The sequence below is a fragment of the Pelagibacterium lacus genome, from assembly GCF_003345525.1.
Taxonomy (GTDB): Bacteria; Pseudomonadota; Alphaproteobacteria; order Rhizobiales; family Devosiaceae; genus Pelagibacterium; species Pelagibacterium lacus.
Genome location: NZ_QQNH01000009.1, coordinates 22073 through 47367, shown reverse-complemented (window position 1 = coordinate 47367; position 25295 = coordinate 22073). Strand labels below are relative to the sequence as shown.

General features: G+C 64.7%; 30 protein-coding genes. 25 read left to right on the top strand and 5 right to left on the bottom strand.

The annotated features are described in order from the left end of the window. The first annotated feature begins 2 nt into the window (after nt 1–2). The 5 genes from lepB to parC all read left to right on the top strand — a co-directional run bounded on the left by lepB (nt 3) and on the right by parC (nt 5591). Complete coding sequence (gene lepB / locus DVH29_RS08550; protein WP_114645829.1) at nt 3–758, top strand: signal peptidase I; 756 nt, start codon at nt 3–5, stop codon at nt 756–758. Continuing rightward, entirely contained in the window at nt 755–1462 is a 708-nt protein-coding gene (rnc, locus tag DVH29_RS08545; RefSeq protein WP_114645759.1) for a ribonuclease III, read from the top strand. The genes lepB and rnc overlap by 4 nt, the downstream gene beginning before the upstream one ends. Further along, nucleotides 1459–2370 carry a GTPase Era gene (gene era / locus DVH29_RS08540; protein ID WP_245944929.1) on the top strand — a complete coding sequence of 304 codons (912 nt, stop codon included), beginning with the start codon at nt 1459–1461 and terminating at the stop codon, nt 2368–2370. Before rnc ends, era begins: the two co-directional genes overlap by 4 nt. A 4-nt stretch (nt 2371–2374) precedes the next feature. After that, nucleotides 2375–3085, top strand: coding sequence for a DNA repair protein RecO (gene recO, locus DVH29_RS08535; RefSeq protein ID WP_114645757.1), 711 nt, complete (start codon nt 2375–2377; stop codon nt 3083–3085). 262 nt (nt 3086–3347) lie between these two features. Next, the gene (gene parC, locus DVH29_RS08530; RefSeq protein ID WP_114645756.1) at nt 3348–5591 is read left to right on the top strand and encodes a DNA topoisomerase IV subunit A; all 2244 of its coding nucleotides are present in this window, start codon (nt 3348–3350) and stop codon (nt 5589–5591) included. 12 nt (nt 5592–5603) lie between these two features. Here the strand turns inward: parC and DVH29_RS08525 are convergent, their stop codons facing one another. The 4 genes from DVH29_RS08525 to hemB form a co-directional block, all read right to left on the bottom strand. Then, a complete protein-coding gene (locus tag DVH29_RS08525) occupies nt 5604–6617 on the bottom strand; it encodes an endonuclease/exonuclease/phosphatase family protein (protein WP_114645755.1) in 1014 nt (337 codons plus the stop codon). Nucleotide 6618: 1 nt separating this feature from the next. Continuing rightward, nucleotides 6619–7365 carry an arginyltransferase gene (locus tag DVH29_RS08520; protein ID WP_114645754.1) on the bottom strand — a complete coding sequence of 249 codons (747 nt, stop codon included), beginning with the start codon at nt 7363–7365 and terminating at the stop codon, nt 6619–6621. Nucleotides 7366–7446: 81 nt separating this feature from the next. After that, nucleotides 7447–7968: an RDD family protein gene (locus DVH29_RS08515; RefSeq protein ID WP_114645753.1), complete on the bottom strand. Its 522-nt coding sequence runs from the start codon at nt 7966–7968 to the stop codon at nt 7447–7449. A 120-nt stretch (nt 7969–8088) separates the two neighbouring features. Beyond that, on the bottom strand, nt 8089–9096 hold the full coding sequence (hemB, locus tag DVH29_RS08510) for a porphobilinogen synthase (RefSeq protein ID WP_114645752.1): 1008 nt from the start codon (nt 9094–9096) through the stop codon (nt 8089–8091). A gap of 189 nt (nt 9097–9285) precedes the next feature. On the opposite strand from hemB, the gene DVH29_RS08505 reads away from it, so the two are divergent. From DVH29_RS08505 to nusB, 10 genes are all read left to right on the top strand, one after another. Continuing rightward, nucleotides 9286–9675, top strand: a complete 390-nt coding sequence (locus DVH29_RS08505) for a DUF6163 family protein (protein WP_114645751.1) — start codon at nt 9286–9288, stop codon at nt 9673–9675. 263 nt (nt 9676–9938) lie between these two features. Beyond that, nucleotides 9939–10439, top strand: coding sequence for a transcriptional regulator LdtR (gene ldtR / locus DVH29_RS08500; RefSeq protein ID WP_114645750.1), 501 nt, complete (start codon nt 9939–9941; stop codon nt 10437–10439). Nucleotides 10440–10667: 228 nt separating this feature from the next. Further along, complete coding sequence (locus tag DVH29_RS08495) at nt 10668–11900, top strand: L,D-transpeptidase family protein (protein WP_158541609.1); 1233 nt, start codon at nt 10668–10670, stop codon at nt 11898–11900. A gap of 20 nt (nt 11901–11920) precedes the next feature. Continuing rightward, complete coding sequence (locus tag DVH29_RS08490) at nt 11921–12127, top strand: DUF6898 family protein (RefSeq protein WP_114645748.1); 207 nt, start codon at nt 11921–11923, stop codon at nt 12125–12127. 106 nt (nt 12128–12233) lie between these two features. Continuing rightward, on the top strand, nt 12234–13532 hold the full coding sequence (glyA, locus tag DVH29_RS08485) for a serine hydroxymethyltransferase (RefSeq protein WP_114645747.1): 1299 nt from the start codon (nt 12234–12236) through the stop codon (nt 13530–13532). A gap of 4 nt (nt 13533–13536) precedes the next feature. Then, nucleotides 13537–14016, top strand: a complete 480-nt coding sequence (nrdR, locus tag DVH29_RS08480) for a transcriptional regulator NrdR (RefSeq protein WP_114645746.1) — start codon at nt 13537–13539, stop codon at nt 14014–14016. Next, a complete protein-coding gene (gene ribD / locus DVH29_RS08475; protein WP_245944928.1) occupies nt 14013–15107 on the top strand; it encodes a bifunctional diaminohydroxyphosphoribosylaminopyrimidine deaminase/5-amino-6-(5-phosphoribosylamino)uracil reductase RibD in 1095 nt (364 codons plus the stop codon). Before nrdR ends, ribD begins: the two co-directional genes overlap by 4 nt. A 1-nt stretch (nt 15108) precedes the next feature. Beyond that, nucleotides 15109–15717: a riboflavin synthase gene (locus DVH29_RS08470; protein WP_114645745.1), complete on the top strand. Its 609-nt coding sequence runs from the start codon at nt 15109–15111 to the stop codon at nt 15715–15717. 3 nt (nt 15718–15720) lie between these two features. Further along, the gene (gene ribH, locus DVH29_RS08465; RefSeq protein WP_114645744.1) at nt 15721–16203 is read left to right on the top strand and encodes a 6,7-dimethyl-8-ribityllumazine synthase; all 483 of its coding nucleotides are present in this window, start codon (nt 15721–15723) and stop codon (nt 16201–16203) included. A 3-nt stretch (nt 16204–16206) separates the two neighbouring features. Further along, nucleotides 16207–16695, top strand: coding sequence for a transcription antitermination factor NusB (gene nusB / locus DVH29_RS08460; protein ID WP_114645743.1), 489 nt, complete (start codon nt 16207–16209; stop codon nt 16693–16695). A gap of 17 nt (nt 16696–16712) precedes the next feature. Here nusB and DVH29_RS08455 read toward each other — a convergent pair whose 3' ends face one another. Next, nucleotides 16713–17159 carry an outer membrane protein assembly factor BamE gene (locus tag DVH29_RS08455; RefSeq protein ID WP_114645742.1) on the bottom strand — a complete coding sequence of 149 codons (447 nt, stop codon included), beginning with the start codon at nt 17157–17159 and terminating at the stop codon, nt 16713–16715. Nucleotides 17160–17315: 156 nt separating this feature from the next. Here DVH29_RS08455 and DVH29_RS08450 point away from each other — a divergent pair, with 156 nt between their 5' ends. The 10 genes from DVH29_RS08450 (at nt 17316) to DVH29_RS08405 (ending at nt 25289) form a co-directional block, all read left to right on the top strand. Beyond that, nucleotides 17316–17843, top strand: coding sequence for a ubiquinol-cytochrome C chaperone family protein (locus DVH29_RS08450; protein ID WP_114645741.1), 528 nt, complete (start codon nt 17316–17318; stop codon nt 17841–17843). Further along, the gene (locus DVH29_RS08445; RefSeq protein ID WP_114645740.1) at nt 17840–18379 is read left to right on the top strand and encodes a YceD family protein; all 540 of its coding nucleotides are present in this window, start codon (nt 17840–17842) and stop codon (nt 18377–18379) included. Before DVH29_RS08450 ends, DVH29_RS08445 begins: the two co-directional genes overlap by 4 nt. A 115-nt stretch (nt 18380–18494) precedes the next feature. Further along, nucleotides 18495–19562 (top strand): phosphate acyltransferase PlsX, encoded by a 1068-nt coding sequence (gene plsX / locus DVH29_RS08440; protein WP_114645739.1) that lies wholly within the window; start codon nt 18495–18497, stop codon nt 19560–19562. Next, nucleotides 19559–20536 carry a beta-ketoacyl-ACP synthase III gene (locus DVH29_RS08435; protein ID WP_114645738.1) on the top strand — a complete coding sequence of 326 codons (978 nt, stop codon included), beginning with the start codon at nt 19559–19561 and terminating at the stop codon, nt 20534–20536. Before plsX ends, DVH29_RS08435 begins: the two co-directional genes overlap by 4 nt. 87 nt (nt 20537–20623) lie before the next feature. Then, nucleotides 20624–20935, top strand: coding sequence for an integration host factor subunit alpha (locus tag DVH29_RS08430; RefSeq protein ID WP_114645737.1), 312 nt, complete (start codon nt 20624–20626; stop codon nt 20933–20935). 24 nt (nt 20936–20959) lie between these two features. Further along, on the top strand, nt 20960–21454 hold the full coding sequence (locus DVH29_RS08425) for a MerR family transcriptional regulator (protein WP_114645736.1): 495 nt from the start codon (nt 20960–20962) through the stop codon (nt 21452–21454). Nucleotides 21455–21596: 142 nt separating this feature from the next. After that, nucleotides 21597–22523, top strand: coding sequence for a siderophore ABC transporter substrate-binding protein (locus tag DVH29_RS08420; protein ID WP_114645735.1), 927 nt, complete (start codon nt 21597–21599; stop codon nt 22521–22523). Nucleotides 22524–22616: 93 nt separating this feature from the next. Next, a complete protein-coding gene (locus tag DVH29_RS08415) occupies nt 22617–23576 on the top strand; it encodes an ABC transporter permease (protein WP_199562553.1) in 960 nt (319 codons plus the stop codon). Then, nucleotides 23569–24534: an iron chelate uptake ABC transporter family permease subunit gene (locus DVH29_RS08410; RefSeq protein WP_114645733.1), complete on the top strand. Its 966-nt coding sequence runs from the start codon at nt 23569–23571 to the stop codon at nt 24532–24534. Before DVH29_RS08415 ends, DVH29_RS08410 begins: the two co-directional genes overlap by 8 nt. Next, a complete protein-coding gene (locus DVH29_RS08405; RefSeq protein WP_114645732.1) occupies nt 24531–25289 on the top strand; it encodes an iron ABC transporter ATP-binding protein in 759 nt (252 codons plus the stop codon). The genes DVH29_RS08410 and DVH29_RS08405 overlap by 4 nt, the downstream gene beginning before the upstream one ends. The last annotated feature ends 6 nt before the right edge of the window (nt 25290–25295 follow it).

The window sequence follows — 25295 nt, the reverse complement described above, 5'->3', positions numbered from 1 at the left end:
CCATGTCGGACGCCACCAAGAAAAAGACCGGCAAGGGCGAACTGCGCGAAACCATCGTCATCATCGTCCAGGCCCTGCTGATCGCCCTGGTGTTTCGTACCTTCGCCTTTGAGCCCTTTTCCATTCCGACCGCCTCGATGCAGTCCAACCTGATGATCGGGGACTATATTCTGGCGTCCAAATACTCCTATGGCTATTCGCGCTATTCGCTGCCCTATAGCGAGGTGCCCTGGAACGGGCGTATCCTGGGCAATTCCCCCGAGCGCGGCGACGTGGTGGTGTTCCGGCCGGTGCCCCAGAGCGAGAACTACGTCAAGCGGGTGATCGGCCTGCCCGGCGACACGGTGCAGATGATCGACGGCGTGCTGCAGCTCAATGGCGAGCCGGTGGAGCGCGAGCGGATCGGCACGGGAATCGACCGCGACAGCACCGGGGTGAACCTGCCCATCATCGAATATCGCGAAACCCTGCCCAGCGGGGTGAGCTACACCATCCAGGAAATCTCCGACAACGCCCAGTTCGACAACACGTCGGTCTATACGGTGCCGCCCGGCCATTACTTCATGATGGGCGACAATCGCGACCGCTCGCTGGACAGCCGCTCGCTGATGTCGGTGGGCTATGTGCCGTTCGAGAACCTCGTGGGCAAGGCGCAGTGGCGCTTCTTCTCGATCACCGACAATATCCCGCCCTGGCAGGTCTGGCGCTGGCCGGGCAATATCCGGTTCGACCGCATGTTCACCTCGGTCTACGAATGAGCCTGAGGGCGCGCGACAGGGATGCCCTGGAGGCCCGGCTGAACTATCGCTTCAACGATCCGGGCCTGCTGGCCCGGGCGCTGACCCATTCGAGCGCGGTCTCGCCCTCCAAGCGGACGGCGGATTCCTACCAGCGCTTCGAATTCCTCGGCGACCGGGTGCTAGGCCTCGTGGTGGCCGACATGCTCTCGGAGCGCCTGCCCAAGGCCAATGAGGGCGAGCTGTCGCGCACCCTCAACAGCCTGGTGCGCAAGGAAACCTGCGCCCGGGTGGCAAGGCGCCTCGATATGGGCAGCTTCGTCCGGCTCGGCGAGAGCGAGGCGCGCACCGGCGGCGCCGACAAGGACGCCATTCTCGGCGATGTCTGCGAGGCGGTGATCGGGGCGATCTATGCCGATGGCGGGCTGGAGCCGGCCTATGAATTCGTCGCCCGCATGTTCGGCGACAATCTCGACGTGGCCCAGGCCCGCCGGGCCGATTCCAAGACGGCGCTGCAGGAATGGGCCCAGGCCAAGGCGCTGGAGCCGCCGACCTATACCGAAACGGCGCGCACGGGACCCGACCACGCGCCGGTGTTCACCATCTCGGTCGCCGTGCGCGGATATGAGCCGCTGACCGCGACCGGCACCTCGAAAAAGCTCGCCGAGCATCAGGCGGCGGAAAAATTCCTCTTGCGGGAAGGCGTATGGAAGAGCGCGGAATGAGCGAAGTCACCCCATCCCCCACCAAATGCGGTTTCGTGGCGCTGGTGGGCGCCCCCAATGCGGGCAAGTCCACGCTGCTCAACGCGCTGGTCGGCACCAAGGTGTCCATCGTCACCCACAAGGCACAGACCACCCGCGCCCAGGTGCGGGGCGTGGTGACCATCGAGGGCGACCAGCTGGTGTTCATCGACACCCCCGGCATCTTCGCGCCCAAGCGCCGGCTCGACCGCGCCATGGTGCAATCGGCCTGGACCGGGGCAGGGGACGCCGACATGGTCGCCCTGATCGTCGATGCGCAGAAGGGGCTCAACGCGGAAGTCGAGGCCCTGCTGGCAGGGCTCCAGAATATCCGCCAGCCCAAGGTGCTGGTCATCAACAAGATCGACAAGGTCAAGCACGAGACCCTGCTCGGCCTGTCGCAGTCGATCAACGAGAAGGCCAATTTCGAGACCACCTTCATGATTTCCGCCCTGCGCGGCCATGGGGTGGGCGATTTCGTCGACTGGTGCCGCACCAAGGCCCCCCTCGGCGAATGGCATTTCCCCGAGGAGCACCTGACCGATCTGACCCTGGCGCTGACCGCCGCCGAGGTGACGCGGGAAAAGCTGTTCCTGCGCATCCACGACGAGATCCCCTATCAGGCGACGGTGGAGACCGAGAGCTTCAAGGTGCAGAAGGACGGCTCCTACCGCATCGAGCAGGTGATCTATGTCACCCGCGACACCCACAAGATGATCGTGCTCGGCGCCAAGGGGCAGACCATCAGGACCATCGGCGCCGAGGCGCGCAAGGAACTGATGGAGATGTTCGAGACCGAGGTGCACCTGTTCCTCTTCGTCAAGGTGCGCGCCAACTGGGCGGACGACCCCGAGCGCTATCGCGAAATGGGGCTCGACTGGACCAAGTGATGCCATGGAATGGTCGTCCGAAGGCCTGATCATCGGGGTAAGGCGATACGGGGAATCGGCCCTGATCCTCGAAGCCATGGTGCCCGGCCGGGGGCGATGCCTGGGGCTGGTGCGCGGCGGGCGCTCGCGCCGCAACGCGGCCTTCCTGCAGCCGGGCAATTCGGCGCGGCTGGTGTGGCGGGCGCGGCTGGAGGACCATCTGGGGACGTTCACCGCCGAGGCGACGCAACTGCGCGCCGCCCGGCTGCTGGCCGACCGGCCCCGGCTCTATATGCTGCAGATGCTGGCCGACCATTTGCGGCTGTTGCCCGAGCGCGACCCGCATGACCAGTTGCTCGAGGTCGCGCTCGACCTGCTCGATGGCGAGCGCGACCTCGTCCAACTCGGCATGGATCTGGCGCGGTTCGAGCTGTTCCTGCTCGAAGAGCTGGGATTCGGCCTCGACCTCGCCAGTTGCGCGGTGAGCGGGCGCAACGACCAGCTGACCCATGTCTCGCCCCGCACCGGGCGGGCGGTCTCGGCCTCGGAAGCCGAGCCCTATCGCGACCGGCTGCTGCCCCTGCCGGGGTTCCTGCGGGCCGATGTGGCGGCGGGGGCGGGGGACATCGCGTCGGCCTTCGCGCTGACCGGGCATTTCCTCGACCGTCATGTGTGGGCTCCCCGCCAGATCGCGCCGCCCACCACGCGGGACTGGCTGGTGGAACGGCTGGGGTGAGAGGGGAAGGCGGGCGAGGGCGTTGGTTGCGAGTCAGCGCCCCCCTCATCCGTCTCGGACCTCGCGGTCCGATCCACCTTCTCCCACCAGGGGAGAAGGGGAACCCAGAGGCAGCGCCCATCTTCCCTTCTCCCCTGGTGGGAGAAGGTGGCCGCGAAGCGGTCGGATGAGGGGGGTGCTGAGCTTGCCCCACCGGCGACAGCCGGCAAAGGGGGCCCTATAATCGCCGCCTGATTCGTCAGCGATGACAGTAAGGACTGATATGGCCGAAATCATGGACCCGCCGGGTGACAACGAACGCATCGTCGATCTGAAGGCGGCGCTGGAAGAGCGCTATCTCAGCTATGCGATCTCGACCATCACCCAGCGCGCGCTTCCCGATGCGCGGGACGGGCTGAAGCCGGTGCATCGGCGCATCCTGCACGCCATGCGGCTTTTGAAGCTCGATCCCGGTCAGGGCTACAAGAAATCGGCCCGTATCGTGGGCGACGTGATCGGCAAGTTCCACCCCCATGGGGACCAGTCGGTCTATGATGCGCTGGTGCGCCTCGCCCAGGATTTCGCGGTGCGCTACCCGCTGGTGGACGGGCAGGGCAATTTCGGCTCCATCGACGGCGATAGCCCGGCCGCCATGCGCTACACCGAAAGCCGCATGACCGAAGTGGCCTCGCGCCTGCTCGAGGGGATCACGGAAAACGCCGTCGATTTCCGCCAGACCTATGACGGGGAGGACGAGGAACCGATCGTCCTGCCCTCGAACTTCCCCAACCTGCTGGCCAATGGCTCCAGCGGCATCGCGGTGGGGATGGCGACCAATATCCCGCCGCACAACGTCGCCGAGATCTGCGACGCGGCGCTGCATCTGCTGGCCAATCCCGAGGCCGGCCCGCGCGAGCTGATGCGGTTCATCCCCGGCCCGGACTTCCCCACCGGCGGTGTGCTGGTCGACGATCCGGCGGCGACGGAACAGGCCTATACCACCGGACGCGGCGGGTTCCGCGTGCGCGCCAAATGGGAAGTCGAGGACAATGGCCGCGGCACCTATCTGATCGTCATCACCGAAATCCCCTATGGGGTGCAGAAATCGCGGCTGGTGGAAAAGATCGCCGAACTGCTGCTGGCGCGGCGGCTGCCGCTGCTCAAGGACGTGCGCGACGAAAGCGCCGAGGACGTGCGGCTGGTGCTCGAACCGCGCAGCCGCACGGTCGACCCGGTGCTGCTGATGGAATCCATGTTCAAGCTCACCGAGCTCGAATCGCGGTTTTCGCTGAACATGAACGTGCTCGACAAGGGGCTGGTGCCCCGGGTGATGAACCTCGCCGAGGTGATCAGGGCCTGGCTCAACCACCGCAAGGACGTGCTGATCCGGCGCTCGCGCCACCGGCTCGACCAGATCGAGCACCGGCTGGAAGTGCTCGGCGGCTATCTCATCGCCTATCTCAACCTCGACGAAGTGATCCGCATCATCCGCGAGGAGGACGACGCCAAGGCGGTGATGATGGCGCGCTGGGCCCTCACGGAAGTGCAGGCCGAAGCGATCCTCAACATGCGGCTGCGCTCGCTGCGCAAGCTCGAGGAAATCGAAATCCGCACCGAATTCGACAAGCTCACCGACGAGAAGACGCATCTCGAAGCGCTGCTCGCCTCGGAAAAGAAGCAATGGGGCGTGATCACCACCGAGGTGGGGGATCTGAAGAAGTCCTACGGCCCCGACACGCCGCTCGGGCGGCGGCGCACGCAATTCGCCAAGGCGCCGGACACCGACCTCGCCGATATCGAGACGGCGATGATCGAGCGCGAGCCGATCACCGTGGTGCTGTCGCAAAAGGGCTGGATTCGCGCGCTGCGGGGGCACAATAACGAGATCGCCAACCTCACCTTCAAGGCCGACGACCGGCTCAGGCTGGCGTTGACCTGCGAGACCACCGACAAGCTGTTGCTGCTCACCACCGGGGGCAAGGTCTATACGCTGGGCGCCGACAAGCTGCCCGGCGGCCGCGGGCACGGCGAGCCGGTGCGCATCATGGTCGATATCGAGGAGGGCCAGGACGTGGTCGACCTCTTCGTCTATCGCCATGGCGCCAAGCGCCTGATGGTCTCGGACCTGGGCAACGGGTTCGTGGTGGCCGAGGACGACCTGATCGCCAATACCCGCAAGGGCAAGCAGGTGCTCAATGTGGGGAGCGGATCGGAGGCGCGGCTCTGCGTGCCGGCCGAGGGCGACATGGTCGCGGTGATCGGCCAGAATCGCAAGCTGCTGGTCTTTCCGGCGGCGCAATTGCCGGAGATGGCGCGCGGCAAGGGCGTGCGGCTGCAGAAATACAAGGATGGCGGGATTTCCGATGCCAAGCTGTTCGCATCGGCGGATGGGCTGACCTGGACGGATTCCTCGGGCCGGACCTTCACCAAGAGCATGGCCGATCTCAAGGACTGGATCGGCGACCGGGCGCAGGCCGGACGCCAGCCGCCGACCGGCTTCCCGCGCAACAACCGGTTCAAGGGGTAGACCGGCAGCGCGTCACTCGCTGGTGACGGAGAATTCCACAATGATCGGCAGGTGGTCCGAGCCGCTGGGCTCGCCCGTCCGCAATTCGTGGATCTCGATATTGCCCCGCGTCATCACGTGGTCGATGGGCAGCAAGGCCGGCGCCGGGCGCCAGTCGCGCAGATAGTACCAGAGCTTGGGGAAGGTCGGCAGGTTGCGCGTATGGCGGACCAGCCCGGCTTCGGCGACGAAATTGCGCAGGGCGTAGGACCAGGGCGTCGAGTTGAAATCCCCCACGAGGATCAGCGGCGGCTGCACGGTGGAAAGCGCATCGCGCAGGATGGCGAACTGCACCGCCTGGCGGGTGACCGGCGCCGGCCAGTCGTTATGGGTGGTGGCGAGGGAGAAGTCGGGGGCGTCGTCCACGTCGAACCGCACCATGATGCGGGCCGTGCGCTCGGTGCTCATGATCGAGGAGGAGCAGGCGTCCTCGTCGAGCGGCTGGAAGGGGATTTTGGAATAGAGCCCGACAAAGGCGCGCTGGCCGCCGGCGCAATACTGGAAATGGGGATAGAGGGCGGCGAGCAGCGGATGGATGACCCGGCGCACCTCGGGGTGATATTCCTGCAAGGCGAGGATGTCGGGATCGACGGTCTCCACATTGGCGACGATGGAGGCCGGTTCCTCGTTGCGCCCGAAGACGTTGAAGGTCATCAGCCGATAGGTCGCGGCGCCGGCACTGGGCGTGGCGCGGGGCTGGAAACCGCTCACCGCTTCGGGGACATAGATGATGGTCGACGCCACCAGCCCGGTCGCCGCGACGCTCATGGCGAGGGCGCGGGCGATGTCGAAGCGCACGAAGACCGGCGCGGCGCAAAGGAGGAACACAAGGCCGAAGAACAGCACCGGCTGGATATGGTTGAACAGGTCGAGCACCGGATAGACGAAGCCCAGCGCTCCGGCGATGGCCATGGCGGCAAACAGGCCACATCCCAGGAGATAGAGCGCGGCGATGCCGCCCGCGATTATGGTCTTGAGGACCTTCACGCTATGCGACGTCCGGGTCGAGATCGATCCATCCCTGTGCGCCGCGCTGCACCTCGAGCGGGGCGAAGCCGGTCTTGTAGGTCATCTTGGGGGAGTTCTTCACCCAATAGCCCAGATAGAGATAGCCGCCGAGCCCGCGCGCCCGGGCGATGTGATCAAGGATCATCATGGTGCCCAGCCCGCGATGGGCGAGATCGGGATCAAAGAAGCTGTAGACCATGGACAGACCGTCCGGCAGCGGATCGGTGAGCGCCACGCCGACCAACTGGCCTTCCTCGCCATCCGGGCCGGAGCGGGTCAGCCGGTATTCGACGAGGATCGACTGCACGGGCGTGTCCTCGACCATGAATTCATAGTCGAGATAGCTCATCTGGGTCATGCCGCCGCCATCGTGGCGGGACTGCAGATAGCGCTTGAACAGGGCGTATTGCTCGCTGGTGACCAGCGGGGGCACGACGTCGGAGACGATGTCGTCATTGCGCTTGAGATTGCGCTTGTGCCGGGTGGCCGGGCGGAAATCCCTTGTCCTCACCCGCACCGACTGGCAGGCGTCGCAATCGAGGCAGGCGGGGCGGTAGATGAGGTTCTGCGACCGGCGGAAGCCGTGGTCGGAAAGGATATGGTGCAGGGCGGCCGCGCGCCGGCCCGAGAGATGGGTGAACAGCTTGCGCTCCTGCCGGCCTTCCAGATAGGGGCAGGCGGAGGGGGCGGTGAGGAAGAACTGGGCGCTTTCCGGCGTATGGTCCATCGGGGGAGGCTCGTTCGACCAGAGACTGCGAAGGCCCCAGTGTAGTCTCCCCTTACGCCGGGCGCAACGCGGCAGATGCGATCAGGCGGCTTCGTGCCGGTTGAAGGCGTGCCAATGCCGCTCCATGGGCGAGCGGCGCACCATCAGCGTGCCCACGATCATGTCGTGCAGCAATTGGCGGCGATTGGTGAACAGGCCCAGCAGCGTGATGAAAGGGGTGAGAATGGCGCAGGAAATCCAGAACACCACCACATGGATCATCGCCATCCAGCCGTCGAGGGTCGTCTCGCGGGTGGGGGTCAGCACGATGTCGGTGGCGCGCATGCCGACCGTCGCGCGCCAGCGCGAGCCGAGCGTCACCGCGTAATAGGCGATGAAGATGATGGGGACGATGACCGGAATGGCCAGCCAGGCGAGCCCGAAGGTGAGAAAGCCCAGGATGGCGGCGCACACCATGGCGACGGCGACCAGGATGCCCATGATCACGCAATCGATGACGAAGGCGATGATGCGCCGGCTGAGGATGCCGTCGAACAGTTCGGGCGAACTGGACGGATCGGGCAGGTCGTTGCGCAAGATGCGGCCGAAGAAATCTGTTGCCATGGTCCCGTGCTCCTTGGATCGCCTCACAGATGTGTGCGCGACGGGCCCATGACAAGAGGCGGCGTTCAATTGCCGGAGATTACGTGCGACCCATCCGGCGTGCGGAAACCGATGTCCCGCTCACCCATTGATCTTTCGCGCCATGTCGAGGGCGAAATAGGTGAGGATGCCCGAGCAGCCGGCGCGCTTGAAGCCCATGAGGCTTTCGGCCATGGCCGCCTCGCGATCGATGGCGCCGGCCTGGGCGGCAAAGGCGATCATCGCGTATTCGCCCGACACCTGATAGGCGAACACCGGCACGTCGAAGCGGTCCTTCACCATGCGGCAGACGTCGAGATAGGGCATGCCCGGCTTGACCATGATCCAGTCCGCGCCCTCGGCCAGATCCTGCTCGACCTCGAGGATGGCGTCCTCGGCATTGGCCGGGTCCATCTGGTAGGTGAGCTTGGAGCCCTTGAGCCGCGCGCCCGAGCCGACCGCGTCGCGGAACGGGCCGTAAAATGCGGAGGCGTATTTGGCGGCGTAGGAGAGGATGATGGTCTTTTCCAGCCCCTCGTCGTCGAGCGCGCCGCGAATGGCGGCGACACGCCCGTCCATCATGTCGGACGGGGCGATGACATCGGCGCCCGACTGGGCCTGCACCAGTGCCTGCTTGACGAGGATGGCGACGCTTTCATCGTTGAGGATTTCCTCGCCCCGCATCACCCCGTCATGGCCATGGGTGGTGTAGGGATCGAGCGCCACATCGGCCACGAGCCCGATCTCGGGCACCGCGTCCTTGATGGCCGACAGCGTGCGGCAGATGAGATTGTCGCGATTGATGCCCTCGGCGCCATCCTCCGAGCGCAGGGACGGGTCGATATTGGGAAACAGCGCCATGGCCGGTATGCCCTCGGCGCGGGCCGCTTTCGCCGCCTCGACGGCGAGGTCGATGGACAGCCGCTCGACCCCGGGCATGGATTTGACCTCCTGGCGCTCGTTCTGGCCCTCGATCACGAAGATCGGCCAGATGAGATCGCCGGGCACCAGCGTATTCTCCCGCATCAGATCGCGGCTCCAGCCGGCCATGCGCGGACGGCGCAGCCTGCGGCCTGCGAGGAAATCCATGTCGTGCTTTTCGAAGGTCATGGGGCGCTCCCGTCAATGTCGCCTCGTGCATAGCAGCGCCCGCCGCCGCTGCAAAGAGACCGATGGCCACAGGCCCGCGCATGCTTGTCCATCGGCGGCAAATCAGGTTTTGTCGCGTTTCCGAACCGGAAAACCGGTTCCACTTTTCCTGGAAACGCTTTAGCTGGTCATGGCACGGGGGAATCGCGGATGGATTTCACACACAGACAGACCGCCCTGGCGACGCGCGTGCTGGCGCTGGCCAGCCTCGTGATCGGGCTCGCCGACGCCGCGGGCCTGCTGGGGCTGGGACGCGGCAGCGCCAGTCCCATCGCCGCGCTGGGCCGCGACGGCTTCGTGCTGCTCAGCGCCCTGACCCTCATGCGCCTGTTCGCGGCCATCGGCCTGTGGATGCGGGTGCAGTGGGGCGCGGTGATCCTCGGGGGATCGCTGCTGATCGAAATCGGCCTCTACCTCGCCGGCAGCGCCTGGATTGCGCTCAGTTTGTGGGGATTTATCTTCAAAACTGCCACCTTGCTGGCAACCATTGCCCTGCTGGGCTTCGCCCGCTTCCTGACCCGCCGCCAACTGGCCGACTGAGTCTCCCGGGCCGGTTTTTCCACAACCGGACGCCTGGGCGCGGGCCGGCGCAACCGCCCGCGCCATGGGGCGTTGCGGGCGTTCACTCCCCGTAAAGGTTACAAATTCCACACCTGGGGTAAGGAAGCAAAAACCAAAAAACGCCAAGTTTTCCCGTAAGATAACATTAAGCGTGTCTCTTAAACCGATCTTATGGGCACCCCGCTAGGTTGGCATCACAGACGCGAACAAATCGCGCAAAAAATGACAGTGAGGCAAAACCGATGGCTAACAATCTTTCCGCAAAGGCTGATACTCAGCGTCCCAGTCTCAAGCCGCTCTATCTCGAAGCGGTCTCGCGGGTCGAACGGCTGCACCGCCGCCTGCTCGATCTCATCAAGGACGAGTTCGACCGCATGGGCTGGGACGATATCAACCCGGTGCAGGCCCTGCTGATGTTCAATATCGGCGACAGCGAGCTGACCGCGGGCGAGTTGCGCACAAGGGGCTATTACCTGGGCTCCAACGTCTCGTACAATCTCAAGAAGCTGGTCGAAACGGGCTATATCTTCCAGGAGCGCTCCAAGACCGACCGGCGCTCGGTACGCATCCGGCTCAGCCCCAAGGGCGAGGAAGTGGCGGAAGTCATCGACGAACTCTATGAGCGCCATCTCAATTCGATCGAAAAGGTCGGCGGACTGGGCGAATCCGACTTTGCCGGCCTCAATACCGCGCTGTCGCGACTCGAGCGCTTCTGGGTCGACCAAATTCTCTACAAATTGTAGGGCTGGCGCCTGTGGCCATCGCGCCACACCCTCCGATCAAACGCCGGTCCATGGGCCGGCGTTTCTTATTTGCGCCGTAAATTCTGCATAGCGGCGGTCAAAGTCAGGTGAGAGCCGTTGTGATGCGGCCGGGCTTGAGGCAAAAGAGCCAGTCGACACATCCTTCTTTCGATCAGGTAACGAAACGCGATGCGCGAAATTTCTGCAAAACTCAATCGGCGAACCGTCATGACCGGTATGTCGGCCCTTGCTGCCGCTGCCGCGTTGCCCGTGCCGGCCCAGGCCCAGTCGCTCCTGGGCAATCTCATGGGACGCCGCACCGTCACCCAGGAAGAACTCGAGCTCAACTCGCGCCAGGCCATGGACGCCATCGGCGGCAACGACCCGATCGTCTCGGTCGACACCGAATACAATCTGCAGCGCGTCGCCCAGTATTACGAGCGCCTGGCCAATATCGGCGGCTGGCCGGACGTGCCGGCGGAGATCTTCCAGCTCTCGCTCGGCTCGGATCGCCGCGCCGTGCGGGACCTGCGCACCTATCTGATGCATACCGGCGACCTGTCGCAGGAAGCGGGCCTCTCCGACCAGTTCGACACCCAGGTCGACGCCGCCGTGCGCGGCTTCCAGGCCCGCCACGGCCTGCAGATCCATGGCAAGGTCGATGAATACACCTATTGGGCCATGAAGGTGCCGGCCGCGACCCGGCTCAACCAGATCCGGCTCAATATCGAGCGCGTGCGCGGGCTCGAGGGCAAGCTGTCGGACCGCTATGTCAACGTCAACATTCCCGCCGCCGCCATCGAGACCATCCAGACCAAGCAGGTGGCGCGCCGCCATACGGCGGTGGTGGGCAAGATCGACCGCCAGACCCCGATCCTGCGCAGCCGCATCCACCAGATCAACTTCAACCCCTACTGGACGGTGCCGGTCTCGATCATCCGCCGCGACATCATCAAGCTGGTCAACGACAATCCCAATTACCTCAACGAATATTCGATCCGCATCTTCGACGGCAGCGGCAGGGAAGTGCCCCAGAGCGCCATCAACTGGCAGACCGAGGAGGCGGTGAACTATACGTTCCGCCAGGACCCCGGGGCCCAGAACTCCATGGGCAACGTCAAGATCAACTTCCACAATCCGCATGCGGTCTATCTGCACGACACCCCGCAGCAGGACCTGTTCAGCGAAAACGGCCGCTTCCACTCCTCGGGCTGCGTGCGCGTCGCCAATGTGGCCGATTTCGTCACCTGGATCCTGCAGGATTCCGGCTATGACATCATCGACGTCAACGCCGCCTTCGCCTCGGGCGAGCGGGTCGACGCCAGCGTCACCAATCCGGTGCCGATCTTCATGACCTATTTCACCGCCTGGGCCAATCGCAACGGCGTCGTGAGCTTCCGCGACGACGTCTATGAATTCGACGCCCAGGGCCGGGTGGATTTCCCCGAAATCAACGCCTGACCGCAAGGAGCGGGAAGGCGATGAGCGCGGCGGGGGCGGGCCGGGAAGTTCTGTTCGAGTTCCACCGGGCCGGGCCGCAGGTCCGGGTGGCGGCCATCGACGTCGCCACCGGCATCGAAGTGGTGGCCATCGCGCCGGCCACCGCCTCGGAATTGCAGATGAAAAACCTCGCTTTGGCCAAGCTGCGCCGGCGGATCGAGCGCGAAGCGACCGAAGGACGCCTCTGAACGCCGGTTCGCCCGATCTTTGCTTGGAATCGCCGGCGCGCCCGTGCTATGCCCAGCGCGCTTGCTTGCCAATCCAGCATTTCTTGCAACAGGTCGAGGGTCCTCCATGAGCGCCACCGGGTCCGCCCCGCTTTTTCCCGATTTCTTCTCCCGCACCATTGCCGATCACGATCCGATCGTCGCCAAGGCGATTGCCGACGAGCTCGGTCGCCAGCAGCACGAGATCGAGCTGATCGCTTCGGAAAACATCGTCTCCAGCGCCGTGCTCGAAGCGCAGGGCTCGGTGATGACCAACAAATATGCTGAGGGCTATCCGGGCCGGCGCTATTATGGCGGTTGCCAGTTCGTGGACGTGGTGGAGCAACTGGCCATCGACCGCGCCAAGGAGCTGTTCGGCTGCGGCTTCGCCAATGTGCAGCCCAATTCGGGCAGCCAGGCCAATCAGGGCGTCTTCCAGGCGCTGCTGCAGCCCGGCGACACCATTCTGGGCATGAGCCTCGACGCGGGCGGCCACCTGACCCATGGGGCGCGGCCCAACCAGTCCGGCAAATGGTTCAACGCCATCCAGTACGGCGTGCGCAAGCAGGACGGCCGCGTGGACATGGACCAGGTCCGGGCCCTCGCAGTGGAGCATCAGCCCAAGATGATCGTCGCGGGCTTTTCGGCCTATTCGCGCATTCTGGACTGGGCCGCGTTCCGCGCCATCGCCGACGAGGTGGGGGCCTATCTGTTCGTCGACATGGCGCATGTGGCCGGGCTGGTGGCGGCGGGGGTCTATCCCAGCCCGTTCCCGCACGCCCATGTGGCGACGACCACCACCCACAAGACCTTGCGCGGACCGCGCGGCGGGCTGATCCTCACCAATGACGAGGACATCGCCAAGAAGGTCAATTCGGCGATCTTCCCCGGAATCCAGGGCGGGCCGCTGATGCATGTGATCGCCGCCAAGGCGGTGGCCTTCGGCGAGGCGCTGACCCCGGCTTTCGGGCAGTACGCAAAGCAGGTGGTCGCCAACGCCCAGATGCTGGCCGACACGCTGGTCAAGGGCGGGCTGGAGATCGCCACCGGCGGCACCGAGAACCATTTGATGCTGGTCGATCTGCGGCCCAAGCAGGTGACCGGCAAGGCGACCGAGGCGGCGCTGGAGCGCGCCAACATCACCTGCAACAAGAACGCCGTGCCGTTCGATCCGGAAAAGCCGGCCATCACCTCGGGCATCCGCGTCGGAACCCCGGCCGCCACCTCGCGTGGCTTCGGCACCGAGGAATTCCGTCAGGTCGGCGAATTCATGGTCGAGGTGATCGACGGGCTGGCCGCCAATGGCGAGGGCAATAATGGAGCCGTCGAGGCCCAGGTCAAGGAAAAGGTCCTCGAACTGACCGCCCGGTTCCCGATTTACGGATAAGCCAATGCGTTGCCCCTATTGCGGGAATGACGATACGCAGGTCAAGGATTCCCGGCCCACCGAGGATTCCAACGCCATCCGCCGCCGCCGCGTCTGCAATGGATGCGGCGGACGGTTCACCACATTCGAGCGGGTGCAACTGCGCGACCTGATCGTGGTCAAGAAATCCGGGCGCAAGGTGCCCTTCGACCGCGAGAAGCTGGCCCGCTCGGTGACCACGGCGCTGCGCAAGCGCCAGGTCGATCCCGAAGCGGCCGAGCGCATGATCTCCGGCGTCGTCCGGCAGCTCGAAAGCCTGGGCGACGTAGAAGTGACCTCCGAGCAGATCGGCGAATATGTCATGGATGGGCTCAAGGGGCTCGATGACGTGGCCTTCGTGCGGTTCGCATCGGTCTACAAGAATTTCTCCGGCGCCGACGATTTTCAGTCCTTTCTCACCGAGATGGGACATGTGGACCCCTCCCTTCCCGAGGACGAGGGATGACGCCACTCGCGCCGGCCGATCTGCGCTGGCTCGAATCGGCGGCGCGGATGGCCATGCCCTATCGCGGCACCACGGCGGAAAATCCCACTGTGGGCGCCGTGGTCGTCTCGGCGGACGGAAGGGTGCTGGGCCGGGGCGTGACCGCGCCGGGGGGACGCCCGCATGCCGAGCCGCTGGCCCTCGCCATGGCGGGGGAGGCGGCGCGGGGCGCAACCCTTTATGTGACGCTGGAGCCCTGCAACCATTGGGGCCGCACGCCGCCCTGCGTCGATGCGGTGATCGCCGCCGGGATCGCGCGCGTGGTGTGCGGGGCCACCGACCCCGACCCCCGCACGGCGGGAGAGGGCATTGCGCGCCTGCGCGCCGCCGGCATCGCGGTGCATGCGGGGGAGAATCTGGCGGCGATCGAGCGGTTGCATGAAGGGTTCTTCTCGCGCATCCGCCGCGGGCGGCCCTTCGTGACCGCCAAGCTGGCGGTTTCCCGCAACGGGATGATCGGCCGCAGCGACCGGGGCAATGTGGCGATCACCGGGGAGGAGGCGCGGCGCTGGACCCATATGCAGCGCGCGCTCAGCGATGCGGTGATGGTGGGGGCCGGCACCGCCCGGCTCGACACTCCCAGACTCACCGTGCGCCTGGCCGGACTTGAGGGTCGGCGGCCGCTGCGCGTGGTGCTCGGGGGGCGGGAGCCCTTGCCGCGCGACCTGACTCTCTTTGAGTCCAATGACGCACAAACCCTTGTGATCCTTGCTGAAAACGGCAAAGCTGAATCAGTTTCTCAACAGGCCGAGACGGTGGTTGTGGCCGGGCGGGATGGCCGCCCCGAACTCGGCGCGGCGCTGGCCGCGCTGGCGCAGAGGGGCATCGGCCGGCTGCTGGTCGAGGGCGGGGCCGGGCTCAACGACGCCCTTCTCGACGCGGGTCTGATCGACCGCTTCTGCCTGCTCGAAGGGGCCGGGGTGGTGGAGGCGGATGGCGTGCCGGCCACTGTTCACGGCACCTTGCCGGAGCGTTTGACGCAACTGGGGTTCAGCCCGGTTGAAACGCGGGCGCTGGGGTGCGATATGCTCACCACCTTCGAGAAAGGCTGACATGTTTACTGGCATCATCACCGATATCGGAACGCTGCTCGTCGCCGAGGATCGCAATGACGGTCGCAAGCTGCGCATCGGCACGCGCTACGCGCCCGATGGCATCGACCTGGGCGCCTCGATCATGTGCGAGGGCATCTGCCTCACGGTGACCGACAAGGGAACCGAGGCCGGCCGCAACTGGTTCGAGGTGTTCGCCGCGCGAGAAACCCTCGACGTGACGCGGGTGGGCGACTGGCGGGAAGGCCGCCGCATCAATCTCGAGCGCTCGCTCAAGGTCGGGGACGAACTGGGCGGCCATATCGTTTCCGGCCATGTCGACGGGCTGGCGCGGATCGTCGAGCGCCGGGAGATCGGCGACCAGATCACCTTCGTCCTCGAAGCGCCCGCCGAGCTGGCGCCCTTTATCGCCAAAAAGGGCGGGGTGGCGCTCAACGGCACCTCGCTCACCGTCAATACGGTTGATGGCAACCGCTTCTCTGTGCATCTGATTCCCCATACGCTCACCGCGACAAACTGGCCCGACTATCGCGAGGGCGATGCGGTAAATCTTGAAGTTGACCTGATGGCGCGCTATGCCGCGCGCCTGCTCGAAACCCGACGGGATTGAAACATGGCCAGTTCTGGCGACACCTTCTCCATCGCGCCCGGCGCAGCCACCGGCCAGCGCTATCTGATCGTCGAAGCGCGCTTCTACAATGACATCGCCGATGCGCTGCTCGACGGCGCCCGGTCCGCATTCGCAGCGGCCGGGGCCGAGGCCGATGTGATCACCGTGCCCGGTGCGCTGGAAATCCCCGCCGCCATCGCCATGGCCTCCGACCTCAAGGGCGATCTCTATGATGGCTTTGTGGCGCTGGGCTGCGTCATCCGCGGCGAGACCACCCATTACGAGATCGTCTCCAACGAGAGCGCTCGGGCGCTGATGGACCTCACCATCGCCGATGGGCTGGCGCTGGGCAATGGCATCCTCACCGTCGAGAACGAGGCGCAGGCCTGGGCCCGCGCGCGCAAGGGCGAGCAGGACAAGGGCGGCGGCGCGGCGATCGCGGCGATGGCCATGGCCGCCCTGCGCAACGGCCTGATGGAGGACTGAAAAATGGCGGACGACCACACGCCCGTCAGGCCGGCCAACCAGCGCGGCTCGGCCCGTCTCGCCGCCGTGCAGGCGCTCTACCAGATGGATATCGGCGAGCAGACCCTGGAAGAGACCCTGAGCCAGTTCGAAAGTTTCCGGCTGGGCCGGGAGCTGGAGGGCGATCAATATCTTCCCGCCGATGCGGATTATTTCCGGCACATCGTGCGCGGCGTGGTCCAGAACCAGATCAAGCTCGACCCGGTGATCAACGCCGCGCTGCAAAAGGGCTGGCCGATGACCCGGATCGACGCGACGCTGCGCGCGCTGCTGCGGGCCGGGGTGTTCGAGCTCACCATGCGCCGGGACATTCCGTTCAAGGTGGTGATCCGCGAATATGTCGACGTCGCCAACGCCTTTTACGAGGACGAGGTGCCGGGCATGGTCAATGGCGTGCTCGACGCGGTGGCGCGGAAATATTCGGACGGATATTCAGGCGCGGACAAGGCCTGAAGCTTGAGGGGCTGGCCTCAGATCGAGGCCAGCAGGTTTTCCACGAAATTGCGGTCTTCGCCATAAGAGCCGGTGCGGCGCTGCTCGATGGCGAAGATGCGGCCATCCTCGAGCGTATAGATGGCCTTGTCGGTGACGCGGCGATTGGCGCCGAAATAGACGGCGACCACGGTGCGTTCCTGGATGCTGGTGAGGCCGAAGGCGGTGCGGCTGATCTTGGTTTCCACGTAATACCAGGCGGTCTCGCCGCCGAAGGTCGAGGTGGTCTGGGGCGAGCCGAGCACGATGCGCACCAGATCCTGGCTGGCGCCCGGCTGGACCTGGCGGATGGCGTCGTCGGGCAGCACATAGCCCTGGGTCCGCTGGCTGACGAGGCCCGACCCCGAGCAGGCCGAAAGCGTGAGGCCGAGCGCGATGGCTGCTGCGAGGGGGGACATGCGGACAAGGGCATTACGCAGGGTCATGGAATTGACTTTCCTCAGCTCTCTCGACTATAGCCTCGCGACGATGCGCCAGGGATTTTGGGTGATGTTTAGCCGTCCTAGGATAGCTCTGGCAAGCGGCCAGTCCAAATTCTCGCCTCAGCCCGCCCGCTTTTCCCATCCGCGAGACACGATGACATGATCCTGTCCCTTTTCCGCAAGACCAAGTTCACCGCGCCCGTTTACGCCGTCTATAGCGCCATTGTGGCGCAATCCCGGCGCCCGGTGTTCTATGCGGAGTGGGGGGCGTCCGACACCATGACGGGGCGGTTCGACATGATCTCGCTGCATGCGGCCCTCGTTTTCAGGAGGCTGCGCTCGAGCGAGAAGGAGACCAGGCAATTCTCCCAGAACGTCTTCGATTGCTTCTTCAAGGACATGGACCGCTCGCTGCGGGAAATGGGCGTGGGCGATCTTTCCGTGGCCAAGCGGATCGAGAAGATGGGGAGCCTTTTCTACGGTATGCTCACCAGCCTTTCCGAAGCGCTCGATTCGCGCGAGCGCGAAGAGGTGAAGGCTTTCCTGTCGCGCAATTTCCATGCGGGCGGAACCCATCCCGAGGCTGACAGGTTTGCCGACTACATCCTGCTTTGCGACGATTTCCTCGCCACCCAGCCGGTCGCGGACATCATGGCGGGCACGGTGAATTTCGGAGAACCCAAATGACGCGCAGGCTCCAGGCCCTCGATCTCGATGGGGTGATTCAGGTCGACAAGATTCCCGGCGCTGGCCGGACGGTGAAGATCACCACCGACGCCGAGCAGCGCGAGATGCTGGCCGAGCGGTTCAAGGTCAGCGCCGTGCCGGCCTTTTCCGCCGACCTCGTCGCCAGCCGCTTCCGTGGCGGCATCCAGGCCAAGGGCCGGGTGGAGGGCATGGTGGTCCAGCCCTGCGTCGTCACCGGCGATCCTGTGGAGCAGGCGATCAGCGAGCCGGTCGACCGCGTCTTCCTGCCAGGCCATGACGCGGCCAGCGAGGCGACGGCGGGGGCCGAGGTGTTCGTCAATCTCGAGGATGACGATCTGCCCGATTATTTCGACGGCAACGAGATCGATCTCGGCGAACTGGCCATGGAGATCTTCGCTTTGGCCATCGATCTCTATCCGCGCAAGCCGGGGGCCGAGCTCGAAGCCGGCTCGGCCGGAGACGATCCGGCCGAGCTCTCGCCCTTCGCCGCCCTCAAGGCGCTCAAGAAGGATTGAGCGTTTTGCGGGCCGCGATTGACATGTTCGCCCTTGCGGGTTCATTGACTATGCTCTTGACGGGAACGGCGGCATTCGCGCCGCGACCGATCGCGGGCAGGTACCAAGGCAGGCAATGAGTGGAACGATAACCATCTCCGTGGACGCTATGGGCGGAGACAATGCTCCGCGCGCCCCGCTTCACGCAGCCAAGCTGCTGCTCAGGGAACGCCCGGACGCACGCTTCATCTTTCACGGCCGCGAAGAGGTCCTGACGCCGCTTCTCGACGAGTTCGCCGAATTGCGGCCCGTCTCGGAAATCCGGCACAGCGAAACCGTGATCACCATGGACGACAAGCCCAGCCAGGCCCTGCGCAAGGGCCGGGGCACCTCGTCGATGTGGGCCACGATCCAGTCGGTGCGCGACGGGGAGGCCGCCGTCGCCATATCGGGCGGCAATACCGGCGCGCTGATGGCCATGGCCACCTTCTGCCTGCGCACCATGGAAGGCATTTCCCGCCCGGCCATCGCCGCCATCTGGCCGACCGTGCGCTCCGACATCATCGTCTTGGACGTGGGCGCCACCATCGGGGCCGATGCCGACCAACTGGTGGATTTCTCCATCCTCGGCGCCGCCTTGGCCCGGGCCGTGTTCGACACGCCCAGCCCCACCGTGGGTCTGCTCAATGTCGGGGTGGAAGAGGCCAAGGGCAATGAATGGGTCAAGGACGCCGGCAAGATTCTCGGGGAAACCAGCGGGGTAGGGTTCACCTACAAGGGATTCGTCGAGGGCGATGACCTGGGCAAGGGGACCGTCGACGTGGTGGTGACCGAGGGGTTCACCGGCAATGTCGCCCTCAAGACCGCCGAGGGCACGGCGCGGCAGGTGGGCACCTATCTGCGCGACGCGCTGAAATCCTCGTGGCTCTCCAAGATCGGCGCGCTGTTCGCCAGCCAGGCGCTGGCCGCCATCCGCAGCAAGATGGACCCGCGCACCGTCAATGGCGGCGTGTTCCTCGGCCTCAATGGCGTCGTTATCAAGAGCCATGGTGGCACCGACGAGATCGGTTACAAGAGCGCCCTTGGGCTGGCCTATGACATGGCGCGCAACGATCTCATCGAAAAGATCCGGGACGGCGTGAGCCGCTTTCCCGCCCCGGCAGATCCTGCCGCCCCAACCAGCTCGGAGGCACCGACAGCGTGAGCAGAATTCAGTCAGTCGTACGGGGCATTGGCGGATATCTGCCGAAACGCATCATGACCAATGACGAGATGTCCAAACTGGTCGATACGTCCGACGAGTGGATCGTGCAGCGCACGGGCATCCGCCAGCGCCATATCGCCGCGGAGGGCGAGATGACCTCCGACCTGGCCGTCAACGCGGCCCGGATGGCGCTCGAGCGCGCCGGGATGCAGGCGGGCGATATCGACCTGATCATCGTGGGCACCACCACCGCCGACATGACCTTCCCCTCCGCCGCGGCCATGGTGCAGCACAAGCTCGGCATCACGAAGGGCTCGGCCTTCGACGTGCAGGCGGTCTGCTCGGGCTTCGTCTTCGCGGTGGCGACGGCGGACAGCTATCTCAAGACCGGGCTGGCCAGGCGGGCGCTGGTCATCGGGGCGGAGACCTTCTCGCGCATCCTCGACTGGACCGATCGCGGCACCTGCGTGCTGTTCGGCGACGGGGCAGGGGCCATGGTGCTGGAAGCCGAGGAGGTGGCCGACGACGCGCCGGAACGGGGCGTGCTCGCCTCCAGCCTGCGCACGGACGGAACCCATTGGGAAAAGCTCTATGTGGATGGCGGGGTCTCCTCCACCGGCACCGTGGGCCAGCTTCGCATGGAAGGCCGCGAGGTGTTCAAGCACGCCGTCGGGATGATCTCCGACGTGGTGGAGGACGTGCTGGAGAAAACCGGCAAGACCACGGGCGATCTCGACTGGTTCGTGCCGCACCAGGCCAATCGCCGCATCATCGACGGCGCGGGCCGCAAACTGGGCATCCCGGAGCACAAGACGGTGATCACCGTCGACAAGCACGCCAACACCTCGGCGGCCTCGGTGCCCCTGGCACTGTGGGTCGCCAGCGAAGACGGACGAATCAAGCCCGGCGACCTCGTGATGATCGAGGCCATGGGCGGCGGCTTTACCTGGGGTGCTTCGCTCATTCGCTGGTAGGACGTTGACCCTGCGGGCTTTTGAGCGTTAAGTGTTTGAAATCTTGGGGGATGCCTTTCGGGACTCTATAAGGTTGAGGGGAACACCATGGCGGGAAAAACGGTGACACGCGCCGATCTGGCGGAAGCCGTATATCAATCGGTCGGCCTGTCGCGCACCGAATCTGCTGAACTGGTCGAGCGATTTCTGCAAATCCTCAGTGACGCGCTGGCCACCGGCGACAATGTGAAACTGTCGTCTTTCGGGTCGTTTCAGGTGCGATCCAAGAACGAGCGGATCGGCCGGAATCCCAAGACGGGCGAGGAGGTTCCGATCCTTCCGCGGCAGGTTCTTGTGTTTAAACCGTCCAATGTCTTGAAATCCAAGATCAACAAATCTATGGTCCGCGCTGGAAAATAACACTTTTCACCGGGACCAGTCGCGTTGGATAAATCGCCAGACGCCTTCCGGACCATATCCGAAGCGGCGGAAGAACTCGATCTCCCTCAGCATGTCCTGCGTTTCTGGGAAACGCGGTTTGCTCAGATAAGGCCGCTCAAGCGCGGCGGCGGCCGGCGCTATTACCGCCCCGACGACGTGCAATTGCTCAAGGGCATCCGGCATCTTCTCTACGACCAGGGTTTCACCATCAAGGGCGTGCAGCGAATCCTCAAGGAGCAGGGCGCCAAGCACGTGGTGGCCATCGGGGAAACCGGATCGATCCGCCCCATCGCGCCGCAGGAACCTGCCATGGACGCGGCCGAAGCATTCGAGGACGCGGTCCAGTTCGCGCCCGATACCGCCCATGGCCAGATGCCGCTGGTCGAAGCGCCGCGCCCTGCGCCGGCCGGCCTGCCGCCCGAAAGCCGCGAGCGGCTCGAACGGGTTCTGCAGGCGCTCGAGGATTGCCGCAGCCTGATCGACAAGGCGCGCGGGTGATTCCCATAGCGCGGATCACGCCATTGCGATTAACGTGATTTTGGCGGTCAGCAATGTTGACCCCAGGCTTGCACATGGATACTAACCTGATGTGGCGGCTCAACTTATTGGCCGCAAGTGTCCATAAGCCAACGATTGGATCATGATCGTGACTCGTTTGAATCTTTTCCGTACGGCCACCGTCGCCTTTGCAGCCTCGCTCGCCCTGACCGCTGGAGCATCTGCACAGGAGACCACCGTCTCCCATCCTCAGGGTGAAACGACGATTTCCGGCGTGCCCGAGAAAGTGTTCACCATCGACTGGGCCGCGTTCGACAATCTCAATGCGCTGGGCGTCGACGTTGCCGGTGCACCCGGCTCGAACGCCCCGGGCTATCTCGCCGATCTCGTGACCGATGATCTGGTCAATGTCGGCTCGCTCTTCGAGCCCGATTTCGAAACCATCGCCGCCGAGCAGCCCGACCTCGTGATCGTCGCCGCCCGTTCGGCCGGCACCTATCCGCAGGTGTCGGAAATCGCCCCGACCATCGACATGTCGGTCAGCAATGCCGACCTCATCGCGGGCGTGGAAGGCAATATCGAGCAGCTGGGCGAAATCTTCGGCCTGCAGGATCGCGCCGCCGAGCTGGTCGCCGACCTCAACGCCAAGGTCGAAGAAGCCCGTGCCGCCGCAGACGGCAAGGGGATCGGCCTGGTTCTGGTCACCAATGCCGGCAATCTCGGCGTCTACGGCCCCGATTCGCGCGTGGCCTGGATCCACAATGAACTGGGCATTCCCTCGGTCATGGCCAATGTCGAAGACGGCGATCATGGTGGCGATGGCGTCTCCTTCGAATATCTGCTCGAATCCAACCCCGACTGGCTGTTCGTCGTCGACCGCGACGCCGGCGTGGGCAATGAAGGCGCGGCCGCTGCCCTGCTCGACAACGAGCTGATGCACCAGACCACCGCCTGGCAGAACGACCAGATCATCTATCTGGACCCGCAGGCCGCCTACATCACCATGCACGGCTATTCCGGGCTGATGCTGATGCTCGATCAGGTCATCGACGGCTACAACGCCGAATAATCCCGATCACATTCCGCTTGCCCGGCGATCCATCGCCGGGCATTGCCATTTCCGCCGGTCGAGAGGACCGGCGCAAGCGACAGGCGAGCTAAAGTGCGACTTCTCATAGTCGGAATCGTGCTGACGATCATCTTGGCGATCATCAGCCTGTTCATTGGCGTCAGCGACGTGTCGCTGGCAACGCTGCTCTCGTCCTCGCCGCAGGACCGGCCCATGCAGGTGCTGGTGATGAGCCGCATTCCCCGCACGCTGGCCATCCTTCTGGCCGGGTCGTCCCTCGCCATTGCCGGGCTGGTGATGCAGATCATCGTCCGCAATCGCTTCGTCGAGCCCTCGACGGCCGGCACCACCGAATCGGCCACGCTCGGGTTTCTCGTCGTGACGCTCCTGGCACCCGGATGGCCCCTGATGGCCAAGATGCTGGTCTCGGCGGTCTTCGCGCTGGGCGGAACGGCGCTGTTCCTGCGCATCCTGCGCTTCGTGCCCCTGCGCGAGGTGCTGCTCGTGCCGCTGGTCGGCATCATGCTGGGCGGGGTGATCGGCGCGATCACCAGCTTCTTTGCCTATCGCTTCAACCTGCTTCCCTCGCTGCTGGCCTGGAACATGGGCGACTTTTCCAGCGTGCTGCGCGGGCGCTACGAACTGCTCTGGTTCGGGCTGGCGGGAACCATCATGGCCTATATCGCCGCCGACCGGTTCACCGTCGCCGGCATGGGGCAGGATTTCACCACCAATCTCGGCCTCAACTACAAGCGGGTGATGACCCTGGGGTTGATCATCGTCTCGATCGTTAGCGCCGTGGTGCTGGTTTCGGTCGGCTCCATCCCCTTTCTCGGCCTCATCGTGCCCAATGTCGTCAGCCTGATGGTGGGCGACAACATGCGCCGGACAGTGCCCTGGGTGGCCGTGCTGGGCGCTACCTTCGTCCTCCTCTGCGACATCGTGGGGCGGCTGATCCGCTTCCCCTATGAAATCCCGATCAGCGTCGTGGTCGGCGTGGTGGGCAGTGCCCTGTTCCTGTATCTGCTGCTGAGGAAGCGTCACAATGCGTAATCTGCGGTGGTCGCGTCCGACGATCGTGCTGGCCGTGCTGGTCGCGCTGGCGCTGGTCTCGATCGTCTGTTTCATGACGCTGGGCGCCAGGGGAAGCTGGAGCTTCATCATCCCGTTCCGGGGGCGCAAGCTGATCGGGCTGATCCTCGTCGCCTATTCGGTGGCCATTTCCACCGTGCTGTTCCAGACCGTCACCAATAACCGCATCCTCACCCCTTCGATCATGGGGTTCGATGCGCTCTATATCCTCTTGCAGACCTCGATCGTCTTTTTCCTCGGGCCGCAAATGCTGGCGCTCATCAACCCCTACGCCCAGTTCGGGATCGAAGTGGCGTTGATGATCGCCTTCTCATGGCTGCTGTTCCAATGGCTGTTCCTGCGCGAGGGCAGGAGCCTGCACCTGCTGGTTCTGGTCGGCATCGTGTTCGGCATCTTCTTCCGCAGCCTGTCGAACTTCATGCAGCGCTTCCTCGATCCCAACGCCTTCCAGGTGCTGCAGGACAGCTTCTTTGCCAGCTTTTCGTCCATCGACCCCACCCTGCTCGGGGTGGCCTCGCTGCTGGTCGGGCTTGTCTCGCTGCTGCTCTGGCGCATGGGGCACAGCTTCGACGTGCTGTCGCTGGGCCGGGAAACCGCGATCAACCTCGGCGTCGACTACAAGCGGACGGTGGTCATCATCCTGGCCTCGGTCGCGGTGCTGGTATCGGTCTCGACCGCGCTGGTCGGCCCGATCACATTCTTCGGCCTTCTTGTCGCAAGTCTCGCCCATGGACTTATCGGCAACTCCAAACACCGATATATTTTGCCCGCGGCGGTGCTGCTGGGCATCATCGCCCTGGTCGGCGGTCAGACCCTGTTCGAGCGGCTGTTCGCCTTCGACACGGCGCTGTCGATCATCGTTGAGTTCCTTGGGGGCTTCGTCTTCATCATTCTTATCCTGCGGGGAGCGGCCCGATGATCATTACCTCCGGCCTCAAGAAATATTACGGCGATACGGCTGTGGTGGACGATGTTACCGTCGAGCTGCCGGCCTGCGGCATCACCTCGATCATCGGCCCCAACGGGGCGGGCAAGTCGACCATGCTGTCCATGGTGTCGCGGCTTCTGGGCATGGATGCCGGCTCGGTGACCGTGGACGGGCTGGACGTCTCCAAGACGCCCAGCGACGTCCTGGCGCGGCGGCTCTCCATCCTGCGGCAGGACAACCACATGACGGCGCGCCTCACGGTGCAGGACCTGGTTGCCTTCGGCCGCTATCCCCATTCCAAGGGGCGCCTCACCATCGAGGACAAGGAGCATATCGACCGCTCCATCGCCTATCTCAACCTCGACGAGTTCCGGAACCGGTTCCTCGACGAGCTTTCGGGCGGGCAGCGCCAGCGCGCCTTCGTGGCCATGGTGCTGTGCCAGGACACCGACTATGTGCTGCTCGACGAGCCCCTGAACAATCTCGACATGAAGCACGCCATGGGCATGATGAAGCTGATGCGCCGCGCCTGCCGCGAACTGGGCAAGACCGTGGTGCTGGTGCTGCACGACATCAATTTCGCGTCCTGGTATTCGGACTACATCATCGCCATGAAGAACGGCAAGGTGGTGCGGCACGGCGACAAGAACGCCATCATCAATCCCGAGGCGCTCAAGGAGATCTACGAGATGGACATCAATGTCCATGAGATCGGCGGGCACCGGGTGTCGCTGTTCTACGACTGAGATAGC